At 66.6% G+C, this 25,857-nt stretch carries 24 protein-coding genes; 14 read left to right on the top strand and 10 right to left on the bottom strand.

Going from position 1 to position 25,857, the window contains the following annotated elements; genetic code table 11:
* The gene (locus tag P7644_RS16260; protein ID WP_404300285.1) at positions 1-891 is read right to left on the bottom strand and encodes a LysR substrate-binding domain-containing protein; all 891 of its coding nucleotides are present in this window, start codon (positions 889-891) and stop codon (positions 1-3) included.
* 121 nt (positions 892-1,012) lie between these two features.
* Here P7644_RS16260 and P7644_RS16255 point away from each other — a divergent pair, with 121 nt between their 5' ends.
* Positions 1,013-1,999, top strand: coding sequence for a tripartite tricarboxylate transporter substrate binding protein BugE (locus P7644_RS16255; RefSeq protein ID WP_404300284.1), 987 nt, complete (start codon positions 1,013-1,015; stop codon positions 1,997-1,999).
* 10 nt (positions 2,000-2,009) lie between these two features.
* Positions 2,010-2,909 (top strand): N-formylglutamate amidohydrolase, encoded by a 900-nt coding sequence (locus P7644_RS16250; protein WP_404300283.1) that lies wholly within the window; start codon positions 2,010-2,012, stop codon positions 2,907-2,909.
* 55 nt (positions 2,910-2,964) lie between these two features.
* Here P7644_RS16250 and P7644_RS16245 read toward each other — a convergent pair whose 3' ends face one another.
* From P7644_RS16245 to P7644_RS16205, 9 genes are all read right to left on the bottom strand, one after another.
* Entirely contained in the window at positions 2,965-5,427 is a 2,463-nt protein-coding gene (locus P7644_RS16245; protein ID WP_404300282.1) for a DUF3772 domain-containing protein, read from the bottom strand.
* Positions 5,428-5,458: 31 nt separating this feature from the next.
* Positions 5,459-6,217, bottom strand: coding sequence for a glycerophosphodiester phosphodiesterase (gene ugpQ / locus P7644_RS16240; protein WP_404300281.1), 759 nt, complete (start codon positions 6,215-6,217; stop codon positions 5,459-5,461).
* A complete protein-coding gene (locus P7644_RS16235) occupies positions 6,217-7,224 on the bottom strand; it encodes a sn-glycerol-3-phosphate import ATP-binding protein UgpC (protein ID WP_404300280.1) in 1,008 nt (335 codons plus the stop codon). Before P7644_RS16235 ends, ugpQ begins: the two co-directional genes overlap by 1 nt.
* Before the next feature lie 21 nt (positions 7,225-7,245).
* On the bottom strand, positions 7,246-7,521 hold the full coding sequence (locus P7644_RS16230) for a DUF2442 domain-containing protein (RefSeq protein WP_404300279.1): 276 nt from the start codon (positions 7,519-7,521) through the stop codon (positions 7,246-7,248).
* On the bottom strand, positions 7,502-7,738 hold the full coding sequence (locus P7644_RS16225) for a DUF4160 domain-containing protein (RefSeq protein ID WP_404300278.1): 237 nt from the start codon (positions 7,736-7,738) through the stop codon (positions 7,502-7,504). Before P7644_RS16225 ends, P7644_RS16230 begins: the two co-directional genes overlap by 20 nt.
* A gap of 5 nt (positions 7,739-7,743) precedes the next feature.
* On the bottom strand, positions 7,744-8,592 hold the full coding sequence (gene ugpE / locus P7644_RS16220; protein WP_404300277.1) for a sn-glycerol-3-phosphate ABC transporter permease UgpE: 849 nt from the start codon (positions 8,590-8,592) through the stop codon (positions 7,744-7,746).
* A 7-nt stretch (positions 8,593-8,599) separates the two neighbouring features.
* Complete coding sequence (gene ugpA, locus P7644_RS16215; RefSeq protein ID WP_404300276.1) at positions 8,600-9,481, bottom strand: sn-glycerol-3-phosphate ABC transporter permease UgpA; 882 nt, start codon at positions 9,479-9,481, stop codon at positions 8,600-8,602.
* Positions 9,482-9,551: 70 nt separating this feature from the next.
* Positions 9,552-10,865: a sn-glycerol-3-phosphate ABC transporter substrate-binding protein UgpB gene (ugpB, locus tag P7644_RS16210; protein ID WP_404300275.1), complete on the bottom strand. Its 1,314-nt coding sequence runs from the start codon at positions 10,863-10,865 to the stop codon at positions 9,552-9,554.
* Between the two features lie 54 nt (positions 10,866-10,919).
* Positions 10,920-11,117 carry a hypothetical protein gene (locus P7644_RS16205; protein WP_404300274.1) on the bottom strand — a complete coding sequence of 66 codons (198 nt, stop codon included), beginning with the start codon at positions 11,115-11,117 and terminating at the stop codon, positions 10,920-10,922.
* Positions 11,118-11,194: 77 nt separating this feature from the next.
* On the opposite strand from P7644_RS16205, the gene serA reads away from it, so the two are divergent.
* From serA to aspS, 12 genes are all read left to right on the top strand, one after another.
* On the top strand, positions 11,195-12,424 hold the full coding sequence (gene serA / locus P7644_RS16200) for a phosphoglycerate dehydrogenase (RefSeq protein WP_404300273.1): 1,230 nt from the start codon (positions 11,195-11,197) through the stop codon (positions 12,422-12,424).
* A 113-nt stretch (positions 12,425-12,537) separates the two neighbouring features.
* On the top strand, positions 12,538-16,458 hold the full coding sequence (locus P7644_RS16195; protein WP_404300272.1) for a DUF3683 domain-containing protein: 3,921 nt from the start codon (positions 12,538-12,540) through the stop codon (positions 16,456-16,458).
* Positions 16,455-16,895 (top strand): HIT family protein, encoded by a 441-nt coding sequence (locus tag P7644_RS16190; protein ID WP_404300271.1) that lies wholly within the window; start codon positions 16,455-16,457, stop codon positions 16,893-16,895. Before P7644_RS16195 ends, P7644_RS16190 begins: the two co-directional genes overlap by 4 nt.
* Positions 16,896-16,968: 73 nt before the next feature.
* Positions 16,969-17,385 carry a gamma-butyrobetaine hydroxylase-like domain-containing protein gene (locus P7644_RS16185; RefSeq protein WP_404300270.1) on the top strand — a complete coding sequence of 139 codons (417 nt, stop codon included), beginning with the start codon at positions 16,969-16,971 and terminating at the stop codon, positions 17,383-17,385.
* Positions 17,386-17,520: 135 nt separating this feature from the next.
* On the top strand, positions 17,521-18,252 hold the full coding sequence (gene ubiE, locus P7644_RS16180; protein WP_404300269.1) for a bifunctional demethylmenaquinone methyltransferase/2-methoxy-6-polyprenyl-1,4-benzoquinol methylase UbiE: 732 nt from the start codon (positions 17,521-17,523) through the stop codon (positions 18,250-18,252).
* 44 nt (positions 18,253-18,296) lie between these two features.
* Positions 18,297-19,283, top strand: a complete 987-nt coding sequence (locus P7644_RS16175; RefSeq protein ID WP_404300268.1) for a Tim44 domain-containing protein — start codon at positions 18,297-18,299, stop codon at positions 19,281-19,283.
* An 88-nt stretch (positions 19,284-19,371) separates the two neighbouring features.
* On the top strand, positions 19,372-19,932 hold the full coding sequence (locus P7644_RS16170; RefSeq protein ID WP_404300267.1) for a hypothetical protein: 561 nt from the start codon (positions 19,372-19,374) through the stop codon (positions 19,930-19,932).
* Complete coding sequence (gene ubiB / locus P7644_RS16165) at positions 19,929-21,494, top strand: ubiquinone biosynthesis regulatory protein kinase UbiB (protein WP_404300266.1); 1,566 nt, start codon at positions 19,929-19,931, stop codon at positions 21,492-21,494. The genes P7644_RS16170 and ubiB overlap by 4 nt, the downstream gene beginning before the upstream one ends.
* A 32-nt stretch (positions 21,495-21,526) precedes the next feature.
* The gene (locus P7644_RS16160) at positions 21,527-22,978 is read left to right on the top strand and encodes a sodium:solute symporter family protein (protein ID WP_404300265.1); all 1,452 of its coding nucleotides are present in this window, start codon (positions 21,527-21,529) and stop codon (positions 22,976-22,978) included.
* A gap of 70 nt (positions 22,979-23,048) precedes the next feature.
* Complete coding sequence (locus P7644_RS16155; RefSeq protein ID WP_404300264.1) at positions 23,049-23,342, top strand: FmdB family zinc ribbon protein; 294 nt, start codon at positions 23,049-23,051, stop codon at positions 23,340-23,342.
* A 14-nt stretch (positions 23,343-23,356) separates the two neighbouring features.
* A complete protein-coding gene (locus tag P7644_RS16150; RefSeq protein ID WP_404300263.1) occupies positions 23,357-23,983 on the top strand; it encodes a DUF502 domain-containing protein in 627 nt (208 codons plus the stop codon).
* A 47-nt stretch (positions 23,984-24,030) separates the two neighbouring features.
* Positions 24,031-25,839 (top strand): aspartate--tRNA ligase, encoded by a 1,809-nt coding sequence (aspS, locus tag P7644_RS16145; RefSeq protein ID WP_404300262.1) that lies wholly within the window; start codon positions 24,031-24,033, stop codon positions 25,837-25,839.
* The last annotated feature ends 18 nt before the right edge of the window (positions 25,840-25,857 follow it).

Here is a 25,857-nt window from a genome sequence, read left to right as displayed (position 1 = left end):
TCAGCCGTTTGCCTGCTCCAGCAGCCAGGCGCGCAGCGCCTGCAGCGCCGCTTGGGGCGCGCGCCCCGTGGGCAGGCACAGGTGGTAGCCGCGGTCCAGCAGCACCGGCCGGTCGATGGCGAGGGCGATGCGCCCGGCGGCCAGCTCCGGCTCCACCAGGGCGCGCTGCACCACGGCCACGCCCAGGCCGGCGATCACCGCCTGCACCAGCAGCGACACCAGTTCGAAGTCCGCCGCCGGCACGAGCGGCCCGTGGGTGCAGTCCACGCCGGCGAACCAGTGCGCCCAGTTGTCCGGGTAATTCGTGTGGAACAGCAGCGGCCGCGCCAGCAGGTCGGCCGGGGTGCGTATCGCCTGCGGCCCCTGCAGGTCGGCCGGGCGGCAGATGGGCACGAGCTCGCGCCCCACGAGGTAGTCGGCCGCCATGCCTGCCGGCCAGTCGGCGCGGCCGACGCGGATCCAGGCGTCGATCTCGGGCGCGGTGAGCGGGTCGTCGCGCCGGTAGGGCGCGAACGACAGGGCGATGCCCGGGTGGCGCGCATGGAAGTCGGGCAGGCGCGGGATCAGCCAGTGGCTGAACAGCGTGGGCGCCACCGACAGGCGCAGCTGCTGCGCGCTGCGCCGCGTGCGCAGGGCCAGCGTGGCCGATTCGATGGTGGCCACCGACGGTCCCACGGCGCCCAGGTAGTCGGCCCCGGCGCGCGTGAGCACGCTGCGCCGGCCTTCGCGCGCGAACAGCGCCACGCCCAGGTGGTCTTCGAGCCGGGCGATGGCGCGGCTGATGGCGCCCTGGGTCACGCTCAGTTCCTCCGCCGCCTGCGAGAAACTGCCCAGCCGCGCCGCGGCGGCAAAGGCGTGCAGTTCAGGCAGGGAGGGCGAGTGGATGCGCATGGGCGGTGACTATGTATGAGCGTTGGTAATGAATGGGCGCCATTTTGTCGCTTTTCGCGCGCGGCATTGCGCTCAAGAATCGGCGCCACGTATTTCATAACCTATCGACGAGGAGAAACCCATGACACTGCGCCGTACCCTGTTGTCCACCCTGGCCGCCTGCGCCGCCGCCGCGGCCTTCGCGCCCCTGGTCCATGCGCAGGCGGGTGACTACCCGAACCGCCCCATCAAGCTGATCGTGCCGTTCGCGCCCGGCGGTTCCACCGACATGGTGGCCCGCCTGCTGGCCGACAAGATGGGCCCCATCCTGGGCAAGGCCGTGGTGGTGGACAACAAGGGCGGCGCGGGCGGCTCCATCGGCGCCGACGCCATCGCCAAGTCGGCCCCCGACGGCTACACCATCGGCATGGCCACGGTGAGCACGCACGGCGCGAATCCGGCCATCTACGCCAAGCTGCCCTACGACGCGGTGAAGGACTTCGCTCCCATCACCAACGTGATGAGCGTACCCAGCGTGTTCGTGGTGCACCCCAGCGTGCCGGCCAAGACCATGCAGGAGTTCGTGGCCCTGGCCAAGGCCAATCCGGGCAAGTACACCTTCGCCTCGCCGGGCACGGGCTCGCTGGGCCATGCCAACATCGAGAACTTCATGAACCTGGCGGGCATTGACCTGCTGCACATTCCCTACAAGGGTGCGGGCCAGGCCGCCACCGATGCGCTGGCCGGCCAAGTCAACGCCATGACGGACAACCTGCCCTCCACGCTGGCCAACATTCAGTCGGGCAAACTGCGCCCGCTGGCGGTGCTGGCCTTGAAGCGCAGCCCGGTGCTGCCCGACGTGCCCACCTATACCGAGCTGGGCTACGCCGGCATGGGCGATGGCGGCTGGTTCGGCCTGGTGGCGCCCGCGGGCACACCCAAGGAGATCATCGCCAAGCTGAACGCCGCCGCGCACAAGGCCATGGCCATGCCCGACTACGTGGAAAAGCAAAAGGGCATCTCCGGCGAATCCATGGCCAACACGCCCGAGCAGTTCGCCAAGCAGATCGACGCCGCCATCGTGCGCTACACGGCCGTGGCCAAGCGCGCTAACATCAAGATGGACTGATGGTGCGCGATTGACATTCCCGCAAGACGACCTGAGCCCCCGGCCGGACCGCCCGGTCGAGGTCTGGCAGCCCACGGGGCAGCCGCTGCCGCTGGTGTGCGACTCGCCGCACAGCGGCACGGCCTATCCGGCCGACTTCGGCCACGCCGTGCCCATGAGCCTGCTGCGCCGCGGCGAGGACACGCATGTGCACCGCCTCTGGCACAGCGCCCCGGCGCATGGCGCGACGCTGATCGCGGCGACCTTCCCGCGCACCTACATCGACGTGAACCGCAGCGAGACGGACCTGGACCCGGCGCAGATCGAGGGCGACTGGCCCGTGCCGCTGGCCCCCGGCCCCAAGACGCGCCAGGGCCTGGGCCTGGTCTGGCAGCAGATCGTCAAGGACGGCGTGGCCACGCCGCTGTATGCGCGCCGGCGTACCGTGGCCGAGGTGCAGCAGCGCATCGCGCGCTACTGGCGCCCCTACCATGCGCAGCTGCAGCAGGCGATCGACGCCAGCGTGCGGCGCTTTGGCGCCGTGTGGCACCTGAACCTGCATTCCATGCCCAGCGACGTGTACCGCCGCCTGGGCCGCCAGGATGCGCCGCCGCTGGCCGACTTCGTGCTCGGCGACCGCGACGGCACGACCTGCGCGCCGGACTTCGTGCAGCTGATCGCCGATACGCTGCGCGGCTTTGGCTACAGCGTGGCGCTGAACGAGCCCTACAAGGGCGTGGAGCTGATCGGCCGCATCGGCCAGCCGCAGCTGGGGCGCCACAGCCTGCAGATCGAGATCCGCCGCCCGGTCTACATGGACGAGGACACGCGCGCGCCCAACGCCGGCTTTGTGCCGCTGCAGCGGCACCTGGACCAGCTGCTGGGCGTGGTGGCGGGCCATGTGCGCACGCAGTTGCCGAAATTTGAGTGAAAAACGCCTTCAGCGATTACTGGATAAGCGCTGATAGCTATCAATAAAAAAAGCATCAGGCCTCTTTCGGCGCTGGCTCCTGCGCCGGCGCGCGCTGGGTCTGCGCCACCGAAATGGTGGCCGGCGGCGACAAGGCCAGGCCCGCCTCGCGCAGCGCGTCGAGGATGGCGAACAGCAGCTCGCTCCTCACGCCCGAGACCTGGCGCGGGCTGCCCACGTAGCCGATGGCTAGAAAGGTGAGCGTGCCGTTTTGTATGCCCTCCAGCGTGACCGAAGGGGCGGGTGTCTCCAGGATGTCCGGGTGCGCCTCGAAGGCCTGCAGGACCAGCGCGCGCAGGCGCCGCGCATCGGCGTCCAGCGGCGCGGGCAGGCGCAGCAGCACGCGGCCCTGGGCGCTGCCCAGCGTCATGTTGCGCACGGTCTTGGTGATGAATTCGGAGTTGGGCACGATCACCGTGGAGCGGTCCCAGAGCTGGATCTCGGTGGCGCGCACGTTCACGCGGCGCACGTCGCCCTCGGTCTCGCCCAGCACTACCCAGTCGCCAACCTTCACCGGGCGCTCGGCCAGCAGGATCAGCCCGGAGATGAAGTTCTGCACGATGGCCTGCAGGCCAAAGCCTATGCCCACCGACAGCGCGCTGGCGACCCAGGCGATGCGCTCCACGCTGATGCCCAGGCCCGCCAGCGCCACCGCGATCACCACCACGCCGCCCACGTAGCCCAGCAGCGTGACGATGGAGCTGCGCATGCCGGGCTCCAGCGCCGTGTGTGGGAAGTAGCGGTCGCTGAGCCAGCGCTTGACGATGCGGATCGTCAGAAAGCCCGCGCAGATCACTGCCAGCGCCGTGAACAGCGCCTGGGGCGCGAGCGTGAAGTCGCCGATCTTCAGGCTGCGGTCCACGTTGCTGCCGCGGCGAAACAGCTCGTCCGGATGGGTGCCCAGCGGCGCCATGAGCGCGATCACCATGAAGTAGAACAGCAGCACGCGCAGCACGCCCGAGGTCAGCACCGCCGTCTGGTCCAGCAGCCGGGCCTCTATGCCCAGCGTGGCGTGGATGCGTCTGCCGAAATCGCCCTTGGACGAGAGCAACGCCTCGCACAGGTCGTCCACCAGCTGGATCAGCAGGTAGGTGGCGGCAAACACCACGCCCGACCAGACCATTTGCCGCGCCAGCATGCCGGCCAGCGCGATATAGCCCAGCGCCACGGCCAGCACCGTGATGGCCACGGCCAGGCCGGCGCCAGCCAGGATCAGGCCCAGCCACAGCGGGCGCCCGGTTTCGCCTGCGGCTGCGGCCCCCTCGCCGCCGGCGGGCGCAGCCGGCGTGGCGCGCAGGTGGCCCAGCGCTGCGGCCACCGTGATGGACATCAGCAGCGCGAACAGCGCATGCACCAGGACTTCGGTCGCCAGGCTGGCGCCCACGATGGCGTTCACGTCCGTCACCAGCCCGCCCAGGGCCGAGAGCAGGGCGATCCACCAGGGGAAGGGGCTCAGCCGCCGCGCCAGCGCATCGGAGATGGGCAGCAGGCGCCAGGAGCTGTGCCGCCGCGACAGCAGCGCCTGCCCCAGCGTGATCACGAAGGTGGCGTAGGCGGCGGCGCGCAGGCTGGCCTGCTGCAGCGCGAGCATGTCCTCGTCCAGCACGCCGCCGGGCTGGATGCCGCTCCAGGCCAGCTGCAGTGCAGTGCCGATGATGAGCACGTTGGCCACGATGGCGGCGGCCGCCAGCAGCGAGCGCCGCAGCCGCGCCGCTGGCAAGCGGTGCGGCAGCGCCCGCACCAGGATGCGCTTGGCCAGCCAGGTGCCTCCCACGGCCAGCAGCAGCGCCAGCCCAAGATAGCCCAGGAACTGGTTGCCGCGGGGCGACTGCAGGCCGGTGTCCACGGCGCCGGCCAGGTCTGCGCCCAAGCCCTTCAGGCGCGCGTAGTCGCCGGGCAGGGCGTAGCGCAGGTTGCGCCAGAAGCTGGGGGCGAGCGGCGAGTCGGTGCGCGAGGTGAGCTGGGCCTGGAACTGCGCGCGCCACTGGCGCTGCAGGTCCGCGCTGCGCTGCTCGGCATCGACGGCGATCAGGCGCGCCAGCTTGAGCTCGGAATCGATGGCCGTGCGCTGCTTGTTCAGGGCTGTGCGCTGCTGCGCCACATCGGGCGCGTCTGCGGGTGCGCCCTTTTCGGGCGCGGGGCCCAGGCCCGCCAGGCGCTGGTCCACATCGGCGAGCTCGAGGCCGCGGCGCGCGACGACGCGTTCGGCCGCCTGACCGATGGAGTTGACATCGGCCAGCAGCTTGCGCCCGTCGTCAAGCTCGCCGAGCTTTTGCGGTATGGCATCGAGCTGCTTGCGCAGCTCATCGACCTGGGGCAGGGGACTGTTGTCTTCGGGGGCCGTGGCAGCGGGGGCGGCCGCCGGCAGGGGCTGGGCCTGCGCGGCGGGGATGCCCAGGCAGGCGAGCCAGAGTGCCAGCAGCCAGGCCAGCAACGGGGGCGGCAGTGGCGACGGGCAGGGGCGATGGCTGCGATTCATGGGCGCATTGTCGGCTCGCGCCGCGCCGCGTTCAGCCTGCCGCGGGGCTGAACAGATCCACGCGGTCGGTGATGATGCCGTCGGTGCGCAGCGCGATCAGGCGCTCGGCGGCCCATGCGTCGTTCACGGTGTAGCTCAGGCAGCGCATGCCGCGGCCATGCACCTGGGCGACCAGGGCCGCGTCCCACAGGCCATGGTTGAGCACCATGGCCTGGCAGGCCAGCTGCAAGGCCGTCTGCATGTCGGCGTCGCCCTCGGCCAGCTTGTCCACCAGCAGGCCGCGCGGCAGCTGCGGCGCTGCTTCGCGCGCAGCCGCCAGGGCGGCAGCCTTGAACGAGGTCAGCAGCGGCGCCGCGGCCTGGCCCTGCCACAGCTGTGCCGCGAGCTGGGCCACGGCGCGGCCGGTTTCCGGCTCGGTGCCGGGCGTGGGCTTGATCTCGATGTTCAGGTGGTAGCCGTTGGCGATGCACCAGCGCGCCACGTTGGTCAGGGTGGGCAGGGGTTCGCCCGCGTACTGGCGCGAGTGCCAGCCGCCGGCATCGAGCTGCGCCAGCTCGCGCCAGGGCTGCGCGCCGGCCAGACCATGGCCGCTGGTGGTGCGCTCCAGCGTGGCGTCGTGCAGCAGTACGAGTACGCCGTCGCTCGACAGCTTGACGTCGCATTCGAACATGCGGTATCCGTGGCGCGCGCCCAGGCGGAAGGCGGCCAGGGTGTTCTCGGGCGCGAGCCTGCCCGCGCCGCGGTGGGCGATCCAGCGTGGGTAGGGCCAGGGGGACAGGGGGGCGCTCATCAGATCCTCTTGCCGGTTTCCTGGCTGAACCAGTGCAGGCGGTCCTCGCGCGGCAGGATCCGCGCCGTCTCGCCGGGGCGGGGGTAGGCGTTGCCTTCTTCCACGCGCACCGTCACGTCCTCGCCGCCCACCTTGCCGTATAGCAGGCGCTCGGCGCCCAGCAGCTCCACGGTTTCCACCTGGAATGGCCAGCCGCCGCCGTCGCACAGGTCAATATGCTCGGGCCTGATGCCCAGGATGCGCCCGGCCTGGCCGCCGGGGGCATTCTTCAGCAGGTTCATGGGCGGTGAACCGATGAAGCCCGCGACGAAGGTGGAGGCCGGCGCGTGGTAGACCTCCTCGGGCGTGCCAAACTGCTCCACGTTGCCGGCGTTCATGACGATCATGCGCTGCGCCAGCGTCATGGCCTCGACCTGGTCGTGGGTGACGAACAGGCTGGTGATGCCCAGCTCGGCGTGCAGCTTCTGGATCTCGATGCGCGTCTGGCCGCGCAGCTTGGCGTCCAGGTTGGACAGCGGTTCGTCGAACAGGAACACCTGCGGCTCGCGCACGATGGCGCGGCCCATGGCCACGCGCTGGCGCTGGCCGCCCGAGAGCTCGCGCGGCTTGCGTTCGAGCAGGTGCGACAGTTCCAGGATCTTGGCGGCCTTGTCCACGCGGCGCTTGATTTCGTCCTTGGGCACTTTGGCGAGCTTCAGGCCATAGGCCATGTTCTCGTAGTTGCTCATGTGCGGGTAGAGCGCGTAGTTCTGGAACACCATGGCGATGTTGCGCCTGGCCGGCTCCAGGCCGTTGACCCGCTTGTCGCCGATGAAGAGATCGCCCCCGGTGATTTCCTCCAGTCCCGCGATCATGCGCAGGAGCGTGGACTTGCCGCAGCCCGAGGGCCCGACCAGGACGATGAATTCGCCGTCCCCGATCTCGGCGTTCACGCCGTGGATCACCGGCACGGCGGATTTGCCGCTGCCATAGCGCTTGACGATGTTCTTGAGGGAGATGGATGCCATTGTCAGGTTGTGCGTTGAGCGTTATGGGTTGGGCGTGGGCCGCAGTTCGGTGCTGGGGCGGCCTTCGAGTAGGCCCAGGACGGAAATGTCTTCGTCGAGCGCAGGCCAGTGGATGCCTTCGCCCATGCCTAGCCATTCGAACTGGGCCAGCTGCTCTGGCGTGGCGCGCACCAGGCGCGGAAACCAGGCCAGCGGCACGGACAGTTCACGGCCATCGTGCAAAGTGACCACCAGGCTGTCGCTGGTAAAGCGCAGGGCGACGGCATGAGGGGAGAATTCAAGCGCCAAAGAATTCATTCCAGGCCTCCGTGAATGTGGTTTGGTGCGTGGTGACCAGCTCGCTGAGTTTTCTGAGGTCTTGCGCAGAAAAGCCGCTGCTGTTGGCAAGAGCGACGGGTTGCAACCAGAATTTGGCCAGCATATTTTGCTGTTGTACATGGATGTGGCGCGGCTCGCCCTTTTCATTGGAATAGAAGAAGAAACGGTAAGCGCCTATGCGTAGAACGGTGGGCATGGGGGTTACTTTTCGGTATCCACCAGGCCCTTGACGAACCACTTCTGCATCAGGATCACCACCAGCGTGGGCGGCAGCATGGCGAGGATGGCGGTGGCCATGACGATATTCCAGTCCACCGCGGCCTCGCCACCGGCCAGCATGCGCTTGATGCCGATGACCACCGGGTACATGTCCTCGCTGGTGGTCATCAGGAGCGGCCACAGGTACTGGTTCCAGCCGTAGATGAACTGGATCACGAACAGCGCCGCGATCGAGGTGCGCGACAGCGGCACCAGGATGTCCTTGAAGAAGCGCATGGGCCCGGCGCCGTCGATGCGCGCGGCCTCCACCAGCTCGTCGGGCACGGTGAGGAAGAACTGGCGGAACAAAAAGGTGGCCGTGGCCGAGGCGATGAGCGGCAGCGACAGGCCGGCGTAGCTGTTGAGCAGGCCCAGGTCGGCCACCACCTTGTAGGTTGGCAGGATGCGCACCTCCACGGGCAGCATCAGCGTGAGGAAGATCGCCCAGAAGCACAGCATCTTGAACGGGAAGCGGAAGTAGACGATGGCGAACGCCGACAGCAGCGAGATGGCGATCTTGCCCAGCGTGATGGTGATGGCCACGACGAAGCTCACCCACATCATGTGCACCACGTTGGTGTTGGAGCCCAGCTTGCCCGAGCCCAGCAGGGCGTCGCGGTAGTTCTCCCACATGTGTACGCCGGGCAAGAGCGGCATGGGCGACTGCACGATGGCCTCGGCCGTGTGCGTGGAGGCGACGAGCGCCAGGTAGAGCGGAAACGCCACGATGGCCACGCCCAGGATGAGCACGACGTGGGAGAGAAAAGTCAGCCAGGGATTGCGGTCAACCATGGGGGCCTCAGTATTGGACTTTCTTTTCCACGTAGCGGAACTGGATCACCGTCAGCACCACGACGATGCACATCAGCACCACCGACTGCGCGGCCGAGCCGCCCAGGTCCAGCGCCTTGAAGCCGTCCAGGTACACCTTGTAGACCAGGATGGAGGTGGACTGGCCCGGCCCGCCCTGGGTCGCGGCGTCGATGATGCCGAAGGTGTCGAAGAACGCGTAGACGATGTTGATCACCAGCAGGAAGAAGGTGGTGGGCGACAAGAGCGGCAACTGGATGTTCCAGAAGCGCCGCCAGGGGCCGGCGCCGTCGATGGAGGCGGCCTCGATGAGCGCCTTGGGTATCGACTGCAGGCCCGCCAGGAAGAACAGGAAGTTGTAGGAAATCTGCTTCCACACCGAGGCCAGCACGATTAGCGCCATGGCCTGGTCTTCGTTCATCAGGTGGTTCCACTGGTAGCCCAGCCGACCCAGGTAGTGGGTGACGACGCCGATCGAGGGCGAGAACAGGAACACCCACAGCACACCGGCGATCACCGGCGCCACGGCGTAGGGCACGATGAGCAGAGTCTTGTAGACCATGGCAAAGCGCACGATGCGGTCGGCATAGATGGCCAGCGCCAGCGACACCACGATGCCTATGCTGGCGACCAGCACCGAGAACAGGGCCGTGCGCTGGAACGAGCCCAGGTAGTCCGGGTTGTCCAGCAGCTGACGGAAGTTGTCCAGCCCCACCCATTCGCGGCTCATGCCAAAGGCGTCCTCCACCTGGAAGGACTGCAGCACGGCCTGGCCCGCCGGCAGGAAGAAGAAGATGCCGATGATGGCCAGCTGCGGCGCGATCAGCACCCAGGGCAGCCAGGTGGAACGAAAGAGGACACGTTTTTCCATGGGGGTTCACCAACAAAAAACCGCCGCAGGCCGTTTGGCCTGCGTGCGGTGGTTCGGGACTGCGTGCGGCTTACCTCTTGTACGACTTCTCAAACCGTGCCAGCAGCTCGTTGCCGCGGGTCACGATGGCGTCCAGCGCCTCCTTGGCCGACTTCTTGCCGGACCAGACCTGCTCCAGCTCCTCGTCCTCGATGGTACGGATCTGCACGTAGTTGCCCAGGCGGATGCCGCGCGAGTTGTCCGTCACCTTGCGCACCATCTGGTTCACGGCCACGTCGGTGCCAGGGTTCTTCTGGTAGAAGCCGGATTTGTCGGTCAGCTCGTAGGCGCCCATGGTGATGGGCAGATAGCCCGTGCGCTGGTGGCTGGCGGCCTGCACCTTGGTCTGCGACAGGAACTCGAAGAACCGGGCCACACCCTTGTATTCCTCGGCCTTCTTGCCGGACATGACCCACAGCGAGGCGCCGCCGATGACGGTGTTCTGCGGCGCGCCCTTGACGTCCGGGTAGTAGGGCATGGGGGCCAGGCCGTAGGCGAACTTGGCGTTCTTGGCCACATCGCCGTAGTAGCCCGACGAGGTCTGGATCATGGCGCATTCACCCGCGGTGAACGAGGCCTGGGCGGTCGAGCCACGGCCCTTGTAGACATATTCGCCCGCCTTGGCCGCCTGGGCCAGGTTGTCGATATGGCGCACATGCAGGGGCGAGTTGATCTTCATGCGTGCCTTGTAGCCGTTGGCCGAGAGGCCGTTCTTCTCGGTGGCAAATTCCACGTTGTGCCAGGCGGAGAAGGACTCGAGCTGGGTCCAGCCGTTCCAGGCCAGCGTCATGGGGCAGCTGTGGCCGCTGGCCTTGAGCTTCTTGGCCGCCTCGAACACCTCGGGCCAGGTGGCGGGTGCCTTGTCGGGGTTCAGGCCGGCCTTCTTGAAGGCGTCCTTGTTGTAATAAAAGATGGTGGTCGAGCTGTTGAACGGAAAGCTCAGCATCTGCCCGTCGGGCGCCGTGTAGTAGGCGGCCACGGCGGGGATGTAGGCGGCGGGGTTGAAGTCGGCGCCCGCGTCCTTCATGACCTTGGCCACGGGGACGGTGGCGCCCTTGCTGGCCATCATGGTGGCCGTGCCCACCTCGAACACCTGCAGGATGTGCGGCGCATTGCCCGAGCGGAAAGCGGCAATCGCGGCGGTCATGGATTCGTCATACGAGCCCTTGAAGGTGGGCACGATCTTGTAATCCTTCTGGCTGGCGTTGAATTCCTTGGCCAGATCGTTGACCCATTCGTTGTTCACGGCGGTCATCGAGTGCCACCACTGGATCTCGGTTTGCGCCTGTGCGGTCAGGCCGGTGGCAAGCAAGCATGCGGCCAATCCCAGTTGTTTGAATTGCATGGGTACTCCTCGTTGATGGACGAAAGTCATAAAGGCCGCAATGGTGCGGGCGGTTCATGACAGCACGGTGTCGTTGTCGCATGCCGAAAAAACAGCAACAACCGGGGAAACCCGCCAGCGGACGGGAAGGCCAAATTGTGACATTGCTGTGACGTTTTGTGTGCGAATCTGCGCGTTTTGGCGCGGTTTATGGCGCTGTCGCAAACATGGATATGCCATCGCCTGCAGGTCGATGGCGATGGTGCGCTGCACAATAAGCAGCCTGTTTCCTTCGCGGCACACTCTTTTTGCATGCCTTGCCGCAGGCGCCTGCCCTGGATTGCCCTTTTATGACCAAGACATCCCTGGAAAAAAGCAAAATCAAGTTTCTGTTGCTCGAAGGCGTGCACCCGCGTGCCGTGGAGGTGTTGCGCGCCGCTGGCTACATGCAGGTCGAGGTGCTGGCCGGTGCGCTGGAGGGCGAGGAGCTGCGCAAGAAGATCGCGGACGTGCATTTCCTGGGCATACGCTCGCGCACCCAGCTCACGGCCGAGGTGTTTGCGCATGCGCACAAGCTGGTGGCCGTGGGGTGCTTCTGCATTGGCACCAACCAGGTCGATCTGGAGGCCGCACGCGAGCGCGGCATTGCGGTGTTCAACGCGCCGTACTCCAACACCCGTTCGGTGGCCGAGCTGGTGCTGGCCGAGGCCATCCTGCTCTTGCGCGGCGTGCCCGAGAAGAACGCCGTGGCGCACCGTGGCGGCTGGCTCAAGAGTGCCGACAACGCCTATGAGGCGCGCGGCAAGACCTTGGGCATCGTGGGCTATGGCGCCATCGGCTCGCAGCTGTCGGTGCTGGCCGAGAGCCTGGGCATGCAGGTGATTTTTCACGACGTGGTCAACAAGCTGCCCCTGGGCAATGCGCGCCAGGCCCCCAGCCTGGACGCTCTGTTGGCGGCGAGCGACATCGTGAGCCTGCATGTGCCCGAGCTGCCTTCCACCCAGTGGATGATGGGCGCGCAGCAGATCGCCGCCATGAAGCCCGGCGCCATCCTCATCAACGCCTCGCGCGGCACGGTGGTGGAGATCGAGCCGCTGGCCCAGGCGCTGCGCGACAAGAAGCTGCTGGGCGCGGCCGTGGACGTGTTCCCGGTCGAGCCCAGGAGCAACAAGGATGAATTCCAATCCCCCCTGCGCGGGCTGGACAACGTCATCCTCACGCCGCATGTCGGCGGCTCCACGCAGGAGGCGCAGGCCAACATTGGCCTGGAGGTGGCGGAAAAGCTCGTCAAGTACAGCGACAACGGCACCAGCACCACCTCGGTGAACTTCCCCGAGGTGGCGCTGCCGGCCCACCCTGGCAAGCACCGCATACTGCACATCCACCGCAACGTGCCGGGCGTGCTGTCGCAGATCAACGGCATCCTGTCGGACAACCACATCAATATTGCGGCCCAGTACCTGCAGACCAACGAGGCCGTGGGCTATGTGGTGATCGACCTGGATGCGCGCTCCTCCGACCTGGCGCTGCAAAAGCTGGCCCAGGTGCCCGGCACCATGCGCTGCCGCGTGCTGTTCTGATCCCGACGGGGCGTAATGGCACTTGCCCTTGGGCGGCAGGCCCAAGGGCCCTGGCATAGAATTCCCGGCCCCGAGGCATGAGGGCGCAACGCGCCCAACCCAGGTTGACTCCCATGAATGCACCGATAGCGCTGGCCGCGCTGCAGGCGGCGGGCCCAGAGCCCGTGCGCCTGCGCGAGATCCCCTACAACTACACCTCGTTTTCCGACCGGGAAATCGTCATCCGCCTGCTGGGCCACGATGCCTGGGGCGTGCTCGACCAGCTGCGCCGCGAACGCCGCACGGGCCGCTCGGCGCGCATGCTCTACGAGGTGCTGGGCGACATCTGGGTCGTGCAGCGTAATCCCTACCTGCAGGACGACCTGATCCACAACCCGGATCGGCGCAGGATGCTGGTGGACGCCATGCGGCACCGCATGGGCGAGATCGAAAAACGCCGCCAGCCGCAGGAAGATGCCGCGCGCGACCGCCGCGTGGGCCAGCTGGTCGAGGCCGCGAACCGCGCCATTGCCGAGTTCGACGCCACCCTGGTGGAGATCGCCGGGCTGCGCCGGCAGGTGGAAAAGCGCCTGGGCAGGCACACGGCGAAAGACAACATCAAGTTCGACGGGCTCTCGCGCGTCAGCCACGTCACCGACGCCACCGACTGGCGCGTGGAGTTCCCCTTCGTCGTGCTCACGCCCGACACCGAGGCCGAGATGGCCGCGCTGGTCAAGGCCTGCATCGAGCTGGAGCTGACCATCATCCCGCGCGGGGGCGGCACCGGCTACACGGGGGGCGCGGTTCCGCTCACCTGGCGCAGCGCCGTCATCAACACCGAGAAGCTCGAGGCCATGACCGAGGTGCAGATGCGCCGGCTGCCGGGCGTGGAGCAGGAAGTGGCCACCATCTGGACCGAGGCCGGCGTGGTCACCCAGCGCGTGGCCGATGCGGCCGAAGCAGCCGGCTTCGTGTTCGCCGTGGACCCGACCAGTGCCGAGGCCTCGTGCATCGGCGGCAACATCGCCATGAACGCCGGCGGCAAGAAGGCCGTGCTGTGGGGCACGGCGCTGGACAACCTGGCGAGCTGGCGCATGGTCACGCCCGAGGGCCAGTGGCTGGAGGTCACGCGCCTGCAGCACAACCTGGGCAAGATCCACGACGCCGAGCTGGCGAGCTTTGAACTGCAGTACTTCCAGGCCGACGGCAAGACACCCATCCGCACCGAGCGCCTGGACATCCCCGGCAGGACCTTCCGCAAGGAGGGGCTGGGTAAGGACGTGACGGACAAGTTCCTCGCCGGCCTGCCGGGCGTGCAGAAGGAGGGCACCGACGGCCTGATCACCAGCGCGCGCTGGATCGTGCACCGCATGCCCGAGCACACACGCACCGTGTGCCTGGAGTTCTTCGGCAATGCCAAGGACGCCGTGCCCAGCATCGTGGAGATCAAGGACTTCATGTTCGCCGAGCAAAAGCGCTCGGGCGTGCTGCTGGCCGGCCTGGAGCATCTGGACGACCGCTACCTCAAGGCCGTGGGCTACACCACCAAGTCCAAGCGCGGTGGCCTGCCCAAGATGCTGCTGGTGGGCGACATCGTGGGCGACGACCCCGACGCCGTGGCCCGCGCCGCCGCCGAGGTGGTGCGCATCGCCAACTCGCGCTCGGGCGAGGGCTTCACGGCGGTGAGCGCCGAGGCGCGCAAGAAGTTCTGGGCCGACCGCAAGAAGACCGCGGCCATCAGCCGCCACACCAACGCCTTCAAGATCAACGAGGACGTGGTGATCCCGCTGCCGCGCATGGCGGAGTACACCGACGGCATCGAGCGCATCAACATCGAGCTGAGCCTGCGCAACAAGATCGAGCTGGCCGATGCGCTGGAGGACTTCCTGACCCGCGGCAACCTGCCGCTGGGCAAGCCCGGGGCGAGCGGCGAGCTGCCTTCCCCCGAGCTGCTGGAGGAAAAGCTGACGCTGGCACTGGCCCTGGTGCGCGAGACGCGCGCGCTCTGGCAGGACTGGCTGCGGCGCGTGCAGGAGCTGTTCCCGCAGCTGCAGGACCACCGCCTGCGCGCCAGCTGGAAGACGCAGATCCGCGACCCGCTGCGCAACATCTTCACCGGCAGCGACTTCGAGCCGCTGATGCAGGCCCTGGGCGAGGTGCAGCAGCGCGTGCTGCGCGGCCGCGTGTGGGTGGCGCTGCACATGCACGCGGGCGATGGCAACGTGCACACCAACATCCCCGTGCACAGCGACAACTACGCCATGCTGCAGACTGCGCACGAGGCGGTGGCGCGCATCATGGTGCTGGCGCGCAGCCTGGACGGCGTGATCTCGGGCGAGCACGGCATTGGCATCACCAAGCTGGAATTCCTGACCGACGAGGAATTGGCGCCGTTTGCCGAATACAAGCGCAAGGTGGACCCGCACGGGCGCTTCAATCGAGGCAAGCTGCTACGAAATCAGGAGCTGCTGGCGCAGAGCCAGCAAGCGCTGCAGGCCAATACGGCTCATAAGGGTGCGCGCACCTCGCTGCTGTTCGCCGACCTGACCAATGCCTACACGCCCAGCTTCGGCCTGATGGGCTACGAGTCGCTCATCATGCAGCAGAGCGACATCGGCGACATTGTCGCCAGCGTCAAGGACTGCCTGCGCTGCGGCAAGTGCAAGCCCGTGTGCTCCACCCACGTGCCGCGCGCCAACCTGCTGTACAGCCCGCGCAACAAGATCCTGGCCACCTCGCTGCTGGCCGAGGCCTTTTTGTACGAGGAGCAGACGCGCCGCGGCATCTCCAGCCACCACTGGCAGGAGTTCGAGGACGTGGCCGACCACTGCACCATCTGCCACAAGTGCTACAACCCTTGCCCGGTGAAGATCGACTTTGGCGACGTGACCATGGCCATGCGCAGCCTGCTGGTGAAGATGGACAAGAAGAGCTGGCGCCCGGGCAACAAGCTGGCCATGGCCATGCTCAACGCCACCAACCCCGGCACCATCAATGTGCTGCGCGCGGGCATGGTGAATGTCGGCTTCAAGGCTCAGCGCCTGGCGGTGGATGCGCTGCGCAGCGTGAGCCGCGTGCAGACGGCGCGCCCGCCGGCCACCGTGGGCCGCGCGCCCATCAAGGAGCAGGTGATCCACTTCGTCAACAAGAAGCTGCCTGGCGGCCTGCCGACGAAGACCGCACGCGCGCTGCTGGACATCGAGAACAAGGACTACGTGCCCATCATCCGCGACCCGCAGACGAGCGCGGATTCCGAGGCCGTGTTCTATTTCCCCGGCTGCGGCTCCGAGCGGCTGTTTTCCCAGGTGGGCCTGGCGACGCAGGCCATGCTCTGGCATGCCGGCGTACAGACCGTGCTGCCGCCGGGCTACCTGTGCTGCGGCTACCCGCAGCGCGGCAACGGTCTCTCGGACAAGGCCGAGAAGATGATCACCGACAACCGCGTGCTGTTCCACCGTGTGGCGACCACGCTGAACTACCTGGACATCAAGACCGTCGTCGTCTCCTGCGGCACCTGCTATGACCAGCTGCAGGGCTACGAATTCGACAAGATCTTCCCCGGCAGCCGCATCGTCGACATTCATGAATACCTGCTGGAAAAGGGCATCACGCTCCCGGCGGGCCAGGGCGGCTACCTCTACCACGAGCCCTGCCACAACCCCATGAAGCAGGGCGACTCCATGCAGACCGTGCGCGCGCTGGTGGGCGACAAGGTCTTGAAGAGCGAGCGCTGCTGCGGCGAATCGGGCACGCTGGGCGTGTCGCGCCCGGACGTGTCCACCCAGGTGCGCTTCCGCAAGACCGAGGAGATCAGGAAGGGCGAGGCGCAGTTGCGCAGCACGGGCGCCGTGGGCGCGCAGGACAACGTGAAGATCCTGACCAGCTGCCCCAGCTGCCTGCAGGGCATCTCGCGCTACGAGAACGATCTATCCACGGGCCTGCTGGAGGCCGACTACATCGTGGTCGAGATGGCCAAGCAGATCCTGGGCCAGAACTGGCTGCCCGAATACGTGGCGCGCGCCAACGCCGGCGGCATTGAAAGGGTTCTCGTGTGAGCTGCGTGCTGTGCGACACCGACGGCGGCCAGCCGGTCTGGCGCGGCGCACATTTGCGCGTGATCCGCGCCGATGAGGCGGGCTTCCCGGCCTTCTACCGCGTCATCTGGAATGCGCATGCGGCGGAGTTTTCAGACTTGTCCGGCGATGAGCGTCAGCACTGCATGCAAGCCGTCAGCCTGGTCGAGCAGGTGTTGCGTGAGCAGTTGCAGCCCACCAAGATCAACCTGGCTGCCCTGGGCAACGTGGTGCCGCACCTGCATTGGCATGTGATTGCGCGCTTCGCCTGGGACAGCCATTTCCCGGCGCCCGTGTGGGCTGCGGCGCAGCGCGAGCGCGACACCGCGCGCGAGGCCCAGGTGGTCGCTCAGCTGCCGGCGCTGCACCGGTTGATGCGCGAGCGCCTGGAGCGCTGGGCTGGGCAGGCCGTCGCATGATGTTATTGAACTGATAGCTGCTCGCGCTTGTTGTGCGGGCGTTTGATGCCAAAAAGGCATGAGGATGAAATCCATGGCAGGACTGACGGCTGGCGCGCCCACACCCCAATCCATCACCGTGCATGAGCAGTCGCGCGTGCTGGAACTGGTGTATTCCGACGGTGCGCATTTGCGCATCCCCTTCGAGCTGATGCGCGTGTATTCCCCTTCGGCCGAGGTCATGGGCCATGGCCCCGGGCAGGAGGTGCTGCAAACGGGCAAGCGCGACGTCTGCCTGGTGGACCTGCAGCCCGTGGGCAACTACGCCATACAGCCGACGTTCTCCGACGGGCATGGCAGCGGCATCTATACCTGGGCCTATCTCTACGAGCTTGGGCGGGATCAGGATGCCCTGTGGCAGCGTTACCTGCAGCGCCTGCAGGATGCCGGCCTGGAGCGCGATGCGCCCATGCTGCCCAAGGCGCAGAAATCGGCCTGCTCCGGCCATTAGTGCTATCTTCGCCATAGCTGCTTGCGCTTGATCTGTAAGCGCTGTAAGTCTTTTCTTTTTTGCGACACATGTCCTACGCAGGCGCGGGGTTGTCGCTGTACTGCGGGCGCGCACGCCCATAGGATGCATCGCTGTATGAGTACCACGCATTTCGGATTTGAAACCGTCGACGAAAAAGACAAGGCGCGCCATGTGCGCGGCGTGTTCGACTCGGTGGCGCCCAAGTACGACCTGATGAACGACCTGATGTCGGCCGGGCTGCACCGCGCCTGGAAGGCCTACGCCGTGATGGTGGCCAACCTGCGCGAGGGCGACCAGGTGCTGGACATTGCGGGCGGCACGGGCGACCTGTCGCTGGCGTTCGCCAAAAAGGTCGGCGCCACGGGCCAGGTGGTGCACACCGACATCAACGAGGCGATGTTGCGCGTGGGGCGCGACCGCCTGATCAACCAGGGAGTGGTGCTGCCCACGCTGGTGTGCGACGCCGAGCAGCTGCCGTTCCCTGACAATCATTTCGATCTGGTCAGCGTGGCCTTCGGCCTGCGCAACATGACGCACAAGGACGCCGCCCTGCGCGAGATGTGCCGCGTGCTGAAACCCCGCGGGCGCCTGCTGGTGCTGGAGTTCTCCAGGGTGGCCAAGCCGCTGGAGAAGGCCTACGACTGGTATTCCTTCCAGGTGCTGCCGCGCCTGGGCAAGCTGGTGGCGGGGGACGACTCCAGTTATCGCTACCTGGCCGAGTCGATCCGCATGCATCCGGGCCAGGAGGAGCTCAAAGCCCTTATGCAGCAAAGTGGCTTTGGCCATGTGGACTATCACAACATGACCGGCGGCATTGCCGCCTTGCATGTTGGAATCAAGTGCTGAGGCGCGATCAATTTTCAAAACCATCAATACTTTGGAGTAACGCCATGAAACTGTGGTCAGTCATCCTGGTCGCCATGCTGTCGGTCGTGCATCTGGATGCCGATGCCCGTCGCATGGGCGGAGGTAAATCCATAGGCAAGCAGTCCAGCAATGTGACCCAGCGCGAGGCTGCGTCCCCCGCAGCACCTGCCGCACCGGCACAGAACGCCACCAACAGCGCCGCAGCCAAGCCCGCAGCCGCGCCCAACGCCGCGGCGGCGGCGCCCAAGAAGCCCTGGGGCGCCATGCTGGGCGGCCTGGCCGCGGGCCTGGGCCTGGCATGGCTGGCCAACTCGCTGGGCCTGGGCGCGGCGTTCGGCAACTTCCTCCTGATCGCCTTGCTGGCTCTGCTGGCCTTTGTCGTCATCGGCATGGTGATGCGTGCGCGTAAGCCTGCGGCGGCAGCGGCCGGCGGTGCGCCGTTTGCCTTCCAGGGCGCGGGCGCGCCGGCGCCTGTTGATGTGCAGATGCCGCGCCAGTACAACCCCGAGAAGGTGGGCAACGACGCGTCCGCACGCCCGTGGGAGCAGTTTTCTGCCAGCCCGCAGCAGGGCGGAGCCAGCATGATCGGCTCGGCCCTGGCCGGCTCGCAGAACTGGGGCGTGCCCGAGGGTTTCGATGCCGAGGGCTTTCTGGCCGCCGCCAAGCGCAACTTCACCACGCTGCAGGCCGCCTGGGACAAGTCCGACATCGCCACGCTGCGCTCCATGATGACCGACAGCATGCTCGACGAGATCCGCTCGCAGTTGAACGAGCGCGAATCGCACCGCGGTGACGCACATCCCAACCACACGGAGGTGGTGATCCTGGAGGCGCAACTGCTCGGCATCGAGGACCTGGGTGACGGCTACATGGCCAGCGTGGAGTTCTCCGGCATGATCCGCGAGGAGCCCTCGGCCGGCCCGAGCCCGTTCCGCGAGGTCTGGAACATGACCAAGCCCAAGAGCGGCGCGAGCGGCTGGCTGGTCGCCGGCCTGCAGGCGCTGCAGTAAGCCGGGGCAGTGCCAGCGTGGCGCCGCGGGCGGTGGAAAAACCGCCGTGCGGCAGCTGCCTTGGCGAATGATCAGATAATCGGGGACTATGGCAACACAGTCCCCTTTTTCTTTCCTGAACGGGTTTCTCGAGCGCGTTCTGGCCGGCCCCCAGCCTCCCGCATGGCTGGTGCATGAGCTGCAGCACCGCGTGGTGCTGTTCCTCAACCATGTCCTGATGCAGGAAAGAGAGGCCATGGAGCGCCTGGAGCGCCAGCGCGGCCGTGTGTCGCTGGTGCAGTGGCGCGCGTATTCCATGGCCCTGCAGGTCACGCCCGCCGGGCTGCTCGATCTTGCGCCGCAGGGCGTGGCGCCCGATTTGCGGCTGGAGGTGTCCGAGACCTCGCCGCTGTCGCTGGCCAGGGGCGCCCTGCGCGGCGACAAGCCCACCATTCGCATCGAAGGCGACGTGCAGCTGGCCGGCGAGATCAACTGGCTCGTGGACCATGTGCGCTGGGATGTGGAGGAAGACCTGGCGCGCGTGATCGGCGATGTGCCGGCGCGGGCCGTGGCCTCGGTGGCCACCCGGATCGCGGATGCGCTGAGCCGCTTCGTGGGTGGGCGCATGGCGGGCCAGGGCCCTGGCTCTTCGGATCGCATGCGTCTATGAGCCGCGTTTTTCGGGGCATCGCCATCGTCTGGGTGGTGTTGCGCTACGGGCTCGATGAGCTGGTGCTGTCCAGCTTCAAGCACCCGTGGCTGCGCGTCCTCACGCGCGTGATCACCATCGGGCGCAGGCTGGATGCGCCGCGCGGCCAGCGCCTGCGCGAGGCGCTGGAACGCCTGGGGCCGATCTTCGTGAAGTTCGGCCAGGTGCTGTCCACCAGGCGCGACCTGATGCCGCCCGACATCGCCGACGAGCTGGCGCTGCTGCAGGACCGCGTGCCGCCCTTCGACTCGGACATCGCCATCGCCACCATTGAGCGCTCGTTTCGCCGCTCGATAGGCGAGATCTTCGTGTCCTTCGAGCGCGAGCCGGTGGCCAGCGCTTCCATCGCCCAGGTGCATTTCGCGGTGATCCGCGACCGGGGCGGCCGCGAGCGCGAGGTCGCCGTGAAGGTGTTGCGCCCGGGCATGCTGCCCGTGATCGACAAGGACCTGGCGCTGATGCGCATGATGGCCGGCTGGGTCGAGGGCCTGTCGGCCGACGGCAAGCGCCTGAAGCCGCGCGAGGTGGTGGCGGAGTTCGACAACTACCTGCACGACGAGTTGGACCTGGTGCGCGAGGCCGCCAACGCGGCCCAGCTGCGGCGCAACATGGAGGGGCTGGATCTGGTGCTCGTCCCCGAGGTGTTCTGGGACCTCTGCCATGCCGACGTGATGGTGATGGAGCGCATGAACGGCGTGCCCATCAGCCAGGTAGAGCGCCTGCGCGCGGCCGGCGTCGATATTCCGAGGCTGGCGCGCGATGGTGTGACGATCTTCTTCACCCAGGTGTTCCGCGACGGGTTCTTTCATGCCGACATGCACCCGGGCAACATCCAGGTCAGCCTGGATTCGGCCCACTTCGGGCGCTACATCTCGCTCGACTTCGGCATCGTGGGCACGCTGACCGAATTCGACAAGGAATACCTGGCGCAGAACTTCACGGCCTTCTTCCGCCGCGACTACAAGCGCGTGGCCGAGCTGCACATAGAAAGCGGCTGGGTGCCCGCGAATACGCGCGTGACCGATCTGGAGGCGGCCATACGCACGGTGTGCGAGCCGTACTTCGACCGCCCGCTCAAGGAAATCTCGCTGGGCATGGTGCTCTTGCGCCTGTTCCAGACCTCGCGGCGCTTCCAGGTGGAGATCCAGCCGCAGCTGGTACTGCTGCAGAAGACCCTGCTCAACATCGAGGGCCTGGGGCGCCAGCTCGACCCGGACCTGGACCTGTGGAGCACGGCCAAGCCGTTCCTGGAAAAGTGGATGTTGGAACAGCTAGGCCCCCAGCGCCTGTGGCGCGAGTTCAAGGCCGAGGCGCCGCACTACGCCAAGATCCTGCCCGACCTGCCGCGCCTGCTGCACGACTTCCTGCGCCAGCGCCCGCATGACAACCGGGTCGAGCTGCAGGAGCTGCTCGTTGCCCAGAGGCGCACCAACCGGCTGCTGCAAGGCATCATCTATGGCAGCCTGGGCTTCGTGCTGGGCCTGCTGGCCATGCAGCTGTACGTGCGCGTGCATTTCATTTAACCCCTCCCACTTTCTTCCTCAGGAGTTGCCACGTGTTGCTCTTCATGGTGATTGCCTATCTGTTTGTCACCATCGGTATCGGCCTGTGGGCCGCCCAGCGGGTGAAGAACACGGCCGATTTCGCGATCGCCGGGCGCCACTTGCCCATGTACATGATCATCACCACCACCTTCGCCACGTGGTTCGGCTCCGAGATCGTGCTGGGCGTGCCGGCCAAGTTCATCAAGGGGGGGCTGAATGCCGTGGTCGAGGACCCGTTTGGCGCCGGCATGTGCCTGATCCTCGTGGGCCTGTTCTTTGCGGCCAAGCTCTACCGCATGACGCTGCTGACCATCAGCGACTACTACCGCGAGCGCTATGGCCGGGTGGTGGAGATCATCTGCTCGCTGATTATCATGCTCAGCTACCTGGGCTGGGTGTCGGCGCAGGTCACGGCGCTGGGCCTGGTGTTCAACCTGCTGTCGGGTGGTGCGGTGAGCATTCCCTGGGGCATGGTCATTGGCGTGCTGTCCATTCTTGTGTATACGCTGTGGGGCGGCATGTGGTCGGTGGCCGTTACCGATTTCATCCAGATGATCATCCTGGTGCTGGGCCTGGTGATCCTGTCCTGGTTCGCTGCCGACATGGCGGGCGGGGCGGACAAGGTGGTGAACCTGATCACCAGCCGCGACATGCTGCGCTTCTGGCCCGAGCCGACCTGGCATGAGGTGCTGTTCTTCTTCGGCGCCGCCATCACCATGATGCTGGGCTCGATCCCGCAGCAGGACGTGTTCCAGCGCGTGATGTCGGCGAATACCGAAAAGGCGGCCACGCATGGCACGGTGATCGGTGGCTCGGCCTACATCCTGTTTGCCTTCGTGCCCATGTTCCTGGTGGCCAGCGCGCTCCTCATCATGCCCGAGCAGACCGCCGATCTGCTCAAGGAAGATCCGCAAAAGGTGCTGCCCACTCTGGTCATGGAAAGAATGCCGCTGACCATGCAGGTGCTGTTCTTCGGCGCCCTGCTGTCGGCCATCAAGTCCTGCGCCTCGGCCACGCTGCTGGCGCCCAGCGTGACGTTTACCGAGAACATCTGGCGCCAGTTCCGTCCCGAGCACATCAGCGATCGGGAAAAGCTGCTGACCATGCGCATCAGCGTGCTGGTCTTCGCCGCGGGTGTGCTGCTCTATTCCATCAAGATGGAGGGCACGCCCATCTATGAACTGGTATCCAGCGCCTACCAGGTGCCGCTGGTGGGGGCCTTCGTGCCCCTGGTGTTCGGCCTGTACTGGAAGCGCGCCAACACCCAGGGCGCGGTGTGCGCCGTGGCGCTGGGCATTGGCGTGTGGCTGGTGTTCATGCTCACGCCCGCGCTGCATGAGGCCTTTCCGCAGCAGCTGGCCGGCCTGTTGTCCGCCGTGTTCGGCATGGTGGCTGGCTCGCTGGCGCCGCAGATGGTGCGCAGCACGCGCGCGCCCCATCACCGCGTGGTGGGGGTGGAGTAAGGCGCGCCAACCGATTTGGTCGCGTCTACCTATAATCGCCGGCTTTGCACATTTTTCGCGTTTCCTCGCAATGCCTATTTACGCCTACCAATGCGGCACCTGTGGCCATGCCAAGGACGTGCTGCAAAAGATGTCCGATGCCCCCCTGACCGACTGCCCGGCCTGCGGCGCGCAGACCTTTGCCAAACAGGTGACGGCGGCGGGCTTTCAGCTCAAGGGATCGGGCTGGTATGTGACCGACTTCCGTGGCGGCAGCGGCGGTGCCAGCAACACGGCCAGCGCCGCACCTGCAGGGCAGGATGCTCCTAAAACAGAAGCTTCAAGCGCTGCGCCAGCAAGCGCTACAGCCAGTTCCGACGCATAAGGCTGAAAATTTCCATGGCTGCACTGCGCAAATGGCTTTTTACCGGCCTGCTGGTCATCGTGCCCGGCGTCATCACCGCCTGGGTGCTGAACTGGATCGTGGGCACGCTCGATCAGACGCTGCAGATCCTGCCCGTGGACTGGCATCCGGACAAGCTGCTCGGCTTTCATATCCCGGGCTTCGGTGTCTTGCTCACGCTGGCCATCCTGCTCATCGTCGGGGCATTTGCCAGCAACTTCGCCGGACGCAAGATGGTGACCTGGGGCGATGCCCTGGTCAGCCGCATTCCCGTGGTGCGCTCCATCTATTCGAGCGTCAAGCAGGTGTCGGACACGCTGTTCTCTGAGAGCGGCAACGCGTTTCGCACCGCCGTGCTGGTGCAGTGGCCGCGCGAGGGCGTGTGGACGGTGGCCTTCGTCACCGGCACACCCAACGGCGAGGTGGCGGCCTATCTGCGCGACGAATTCGTGAGCGTGTATGTGCCCACCACGCCCAACCCCACGAGCGGCTACTTTGTCATCGTGCGCAAGAGCGACTGCATCGAGCTTGAGATGAGCGTGGATGCCGCGCTCAAGTACATCGTGTCCATGGGTGTGGTGGCGCCGCCGTCCCTGCTCACCCCGGATGCGACCGACCGATAAACCCCCAGAACGACAGCGCCCCACGGCGGGCGCAGGAAGAATCCACCATGGCCATGCGCTCTGAATATTGCGGTCTTGTGACCGAAGCCCTGATGGGCCAAACCGTCACCCTGTGCGGCTGGGTGAACCGTCGCCGCGACCATGGCGGCGTGATCTTCATCGACCTGCGCGACCGCGAGGGCTATGTGCAGGTGGTGTGCGACCCCGACCGCCCCGAGATGTTCAAGGTGGCCGAGGACGTGCGGGGCGAGTTCTGCGTACAGGTCAAGGGCCTGGTGCGCGCGCGCCCCGCCGGCACCACGAATGACAAGCTGAAAAGCGGCCAGATCGAGGTGCTGTGCCATGAGCTCACGGTGCTCAATGCCTCCGTCACCCCGCCGTTCCAGATGGACGACGAGAACCTGTCGGAAACCACGCGCCTGACGCACCGCGTGATGGATCTGCGCCGCCCCCACATGCAGCGCAACATGATGCTGCGCTATAAGACCGCCATCCAGGTGCGCAACTTCCTCGACAAAGAGGGTTTCATTGACATCGAAACCCCCATGCTCGGCAAGAGCACGCCCGAAGGCGCGCGCGACTACCTCGTGCCCAGCCGCGTGCACGACGGCCAGTTCTTCGCGCTGCCCCAGTCGCCCCAGCTCTACAAGCAGATGCTGATGGTGGCCGGCTACGACCGCTACTACCAGATCACCAAGTGCTTTCGCGACGAAGACCTGCGCGCCGACCGCCAGCCCGAGTTCACGCAGATCGACTGCGAGACCTCGTTCCTGGATGAGGAGGAGATCCGCGCCATCTTCCAGCGCATGATCAAGGAAGTGTTCCAGCAGCAGCTGCAGGTGGATCTGGGCGAATTCCCCACCATGGCCTACCAGGAGGCCATGGCCCGCTTCGGATCGGACAAGCCCGACCTGCGCGTCCGGCTTGAATTCACCGAGCTCACCGAGGTGATGAAGGACGTGGACTTCAAGGTCTTCTCGGGCGCCGCCAACATGCAGGGCGGGCGCGTTGTGGCCCTGCGCGTGCCCGGCGGCTCGGCCGAGAACGGCGGCATCAGCCGTGGCGAGATCGACCAGTACACCGAGTTCGTGAAGATCTACGGCGCCAAGGGCCTGGCCTACATCCGTGTGAACGAAGTGGCCAAGGGGCGCGACGGCCTGCAGTCGCCCATCGTGAAGAACATCCATGACGCCGCCCTGGCCGAAATCCTGAAGCGCAGCGGCGCGCAGGACGGCGACCTGCTGTTCTTCGGCGCCGACAAGGCCAAGGTGGTCAACGACGCCATCGGCGCGCTGCGCCTGAAGATAGGCCACAGCGAGTTCGGCAAGAAGAACGGCCTGTTCGAAGACCGCTGGGCGCCGCTGTGGGTGGTGGACTTCCCCATGTTCGAGCATGACGAGGAAGACAACCGCTGGGTGGCCGTGCACCACCCCTTCACCGCACCCAAGGACGGCCACGAGGACCTGATGGACACCGACCCCGGCAAATGCTTGGCCAAGGCCTACGACATGGTGCTCAACGGCTGGGAGCTGGGCGGCGGCTCGGTGCGTATCCACCGTGCCGACGTGCAGGCCAAGGTGTTCGCCGCGCTCAACATCGGCCCCGAGGACCAGCGCGCCAAGTTCGGCTACCTGCTCGACGCGCTGCAGTACGGCGCGCCCCCGCACGGCGGCCTGGCCTTCGGCCTGGACCGCCTGATCACGCTGATGACCGGCGCCGATTCCATCCGCGACGTGATCGCCTTCCCCAAGACCCAGCGTGCGCAGGATCTGCTCACCCAGGCCCCGTCGCCGGTGGACGAGAAGCAACTGCGCGAGCTGCATATCCGGCTGCGCAACCCGGTGGCTGCGGCGTAAGGCTGGCTTTGCTGCAGA

Source organism: Alicycliphilus denitrificans, assembly GCF_044792555.1.
Taxonomy (GTDB): Bacteria; Pseudomonadota; Gammaproteobacteria; order Burkholderiales; family Burkholderiaceae_C; genus Alicycliphilus; species Alicycliphilus denitrificans_A.
This window is presented reverse-complemented; position numbering and strand designations above follow the sequence as displayed.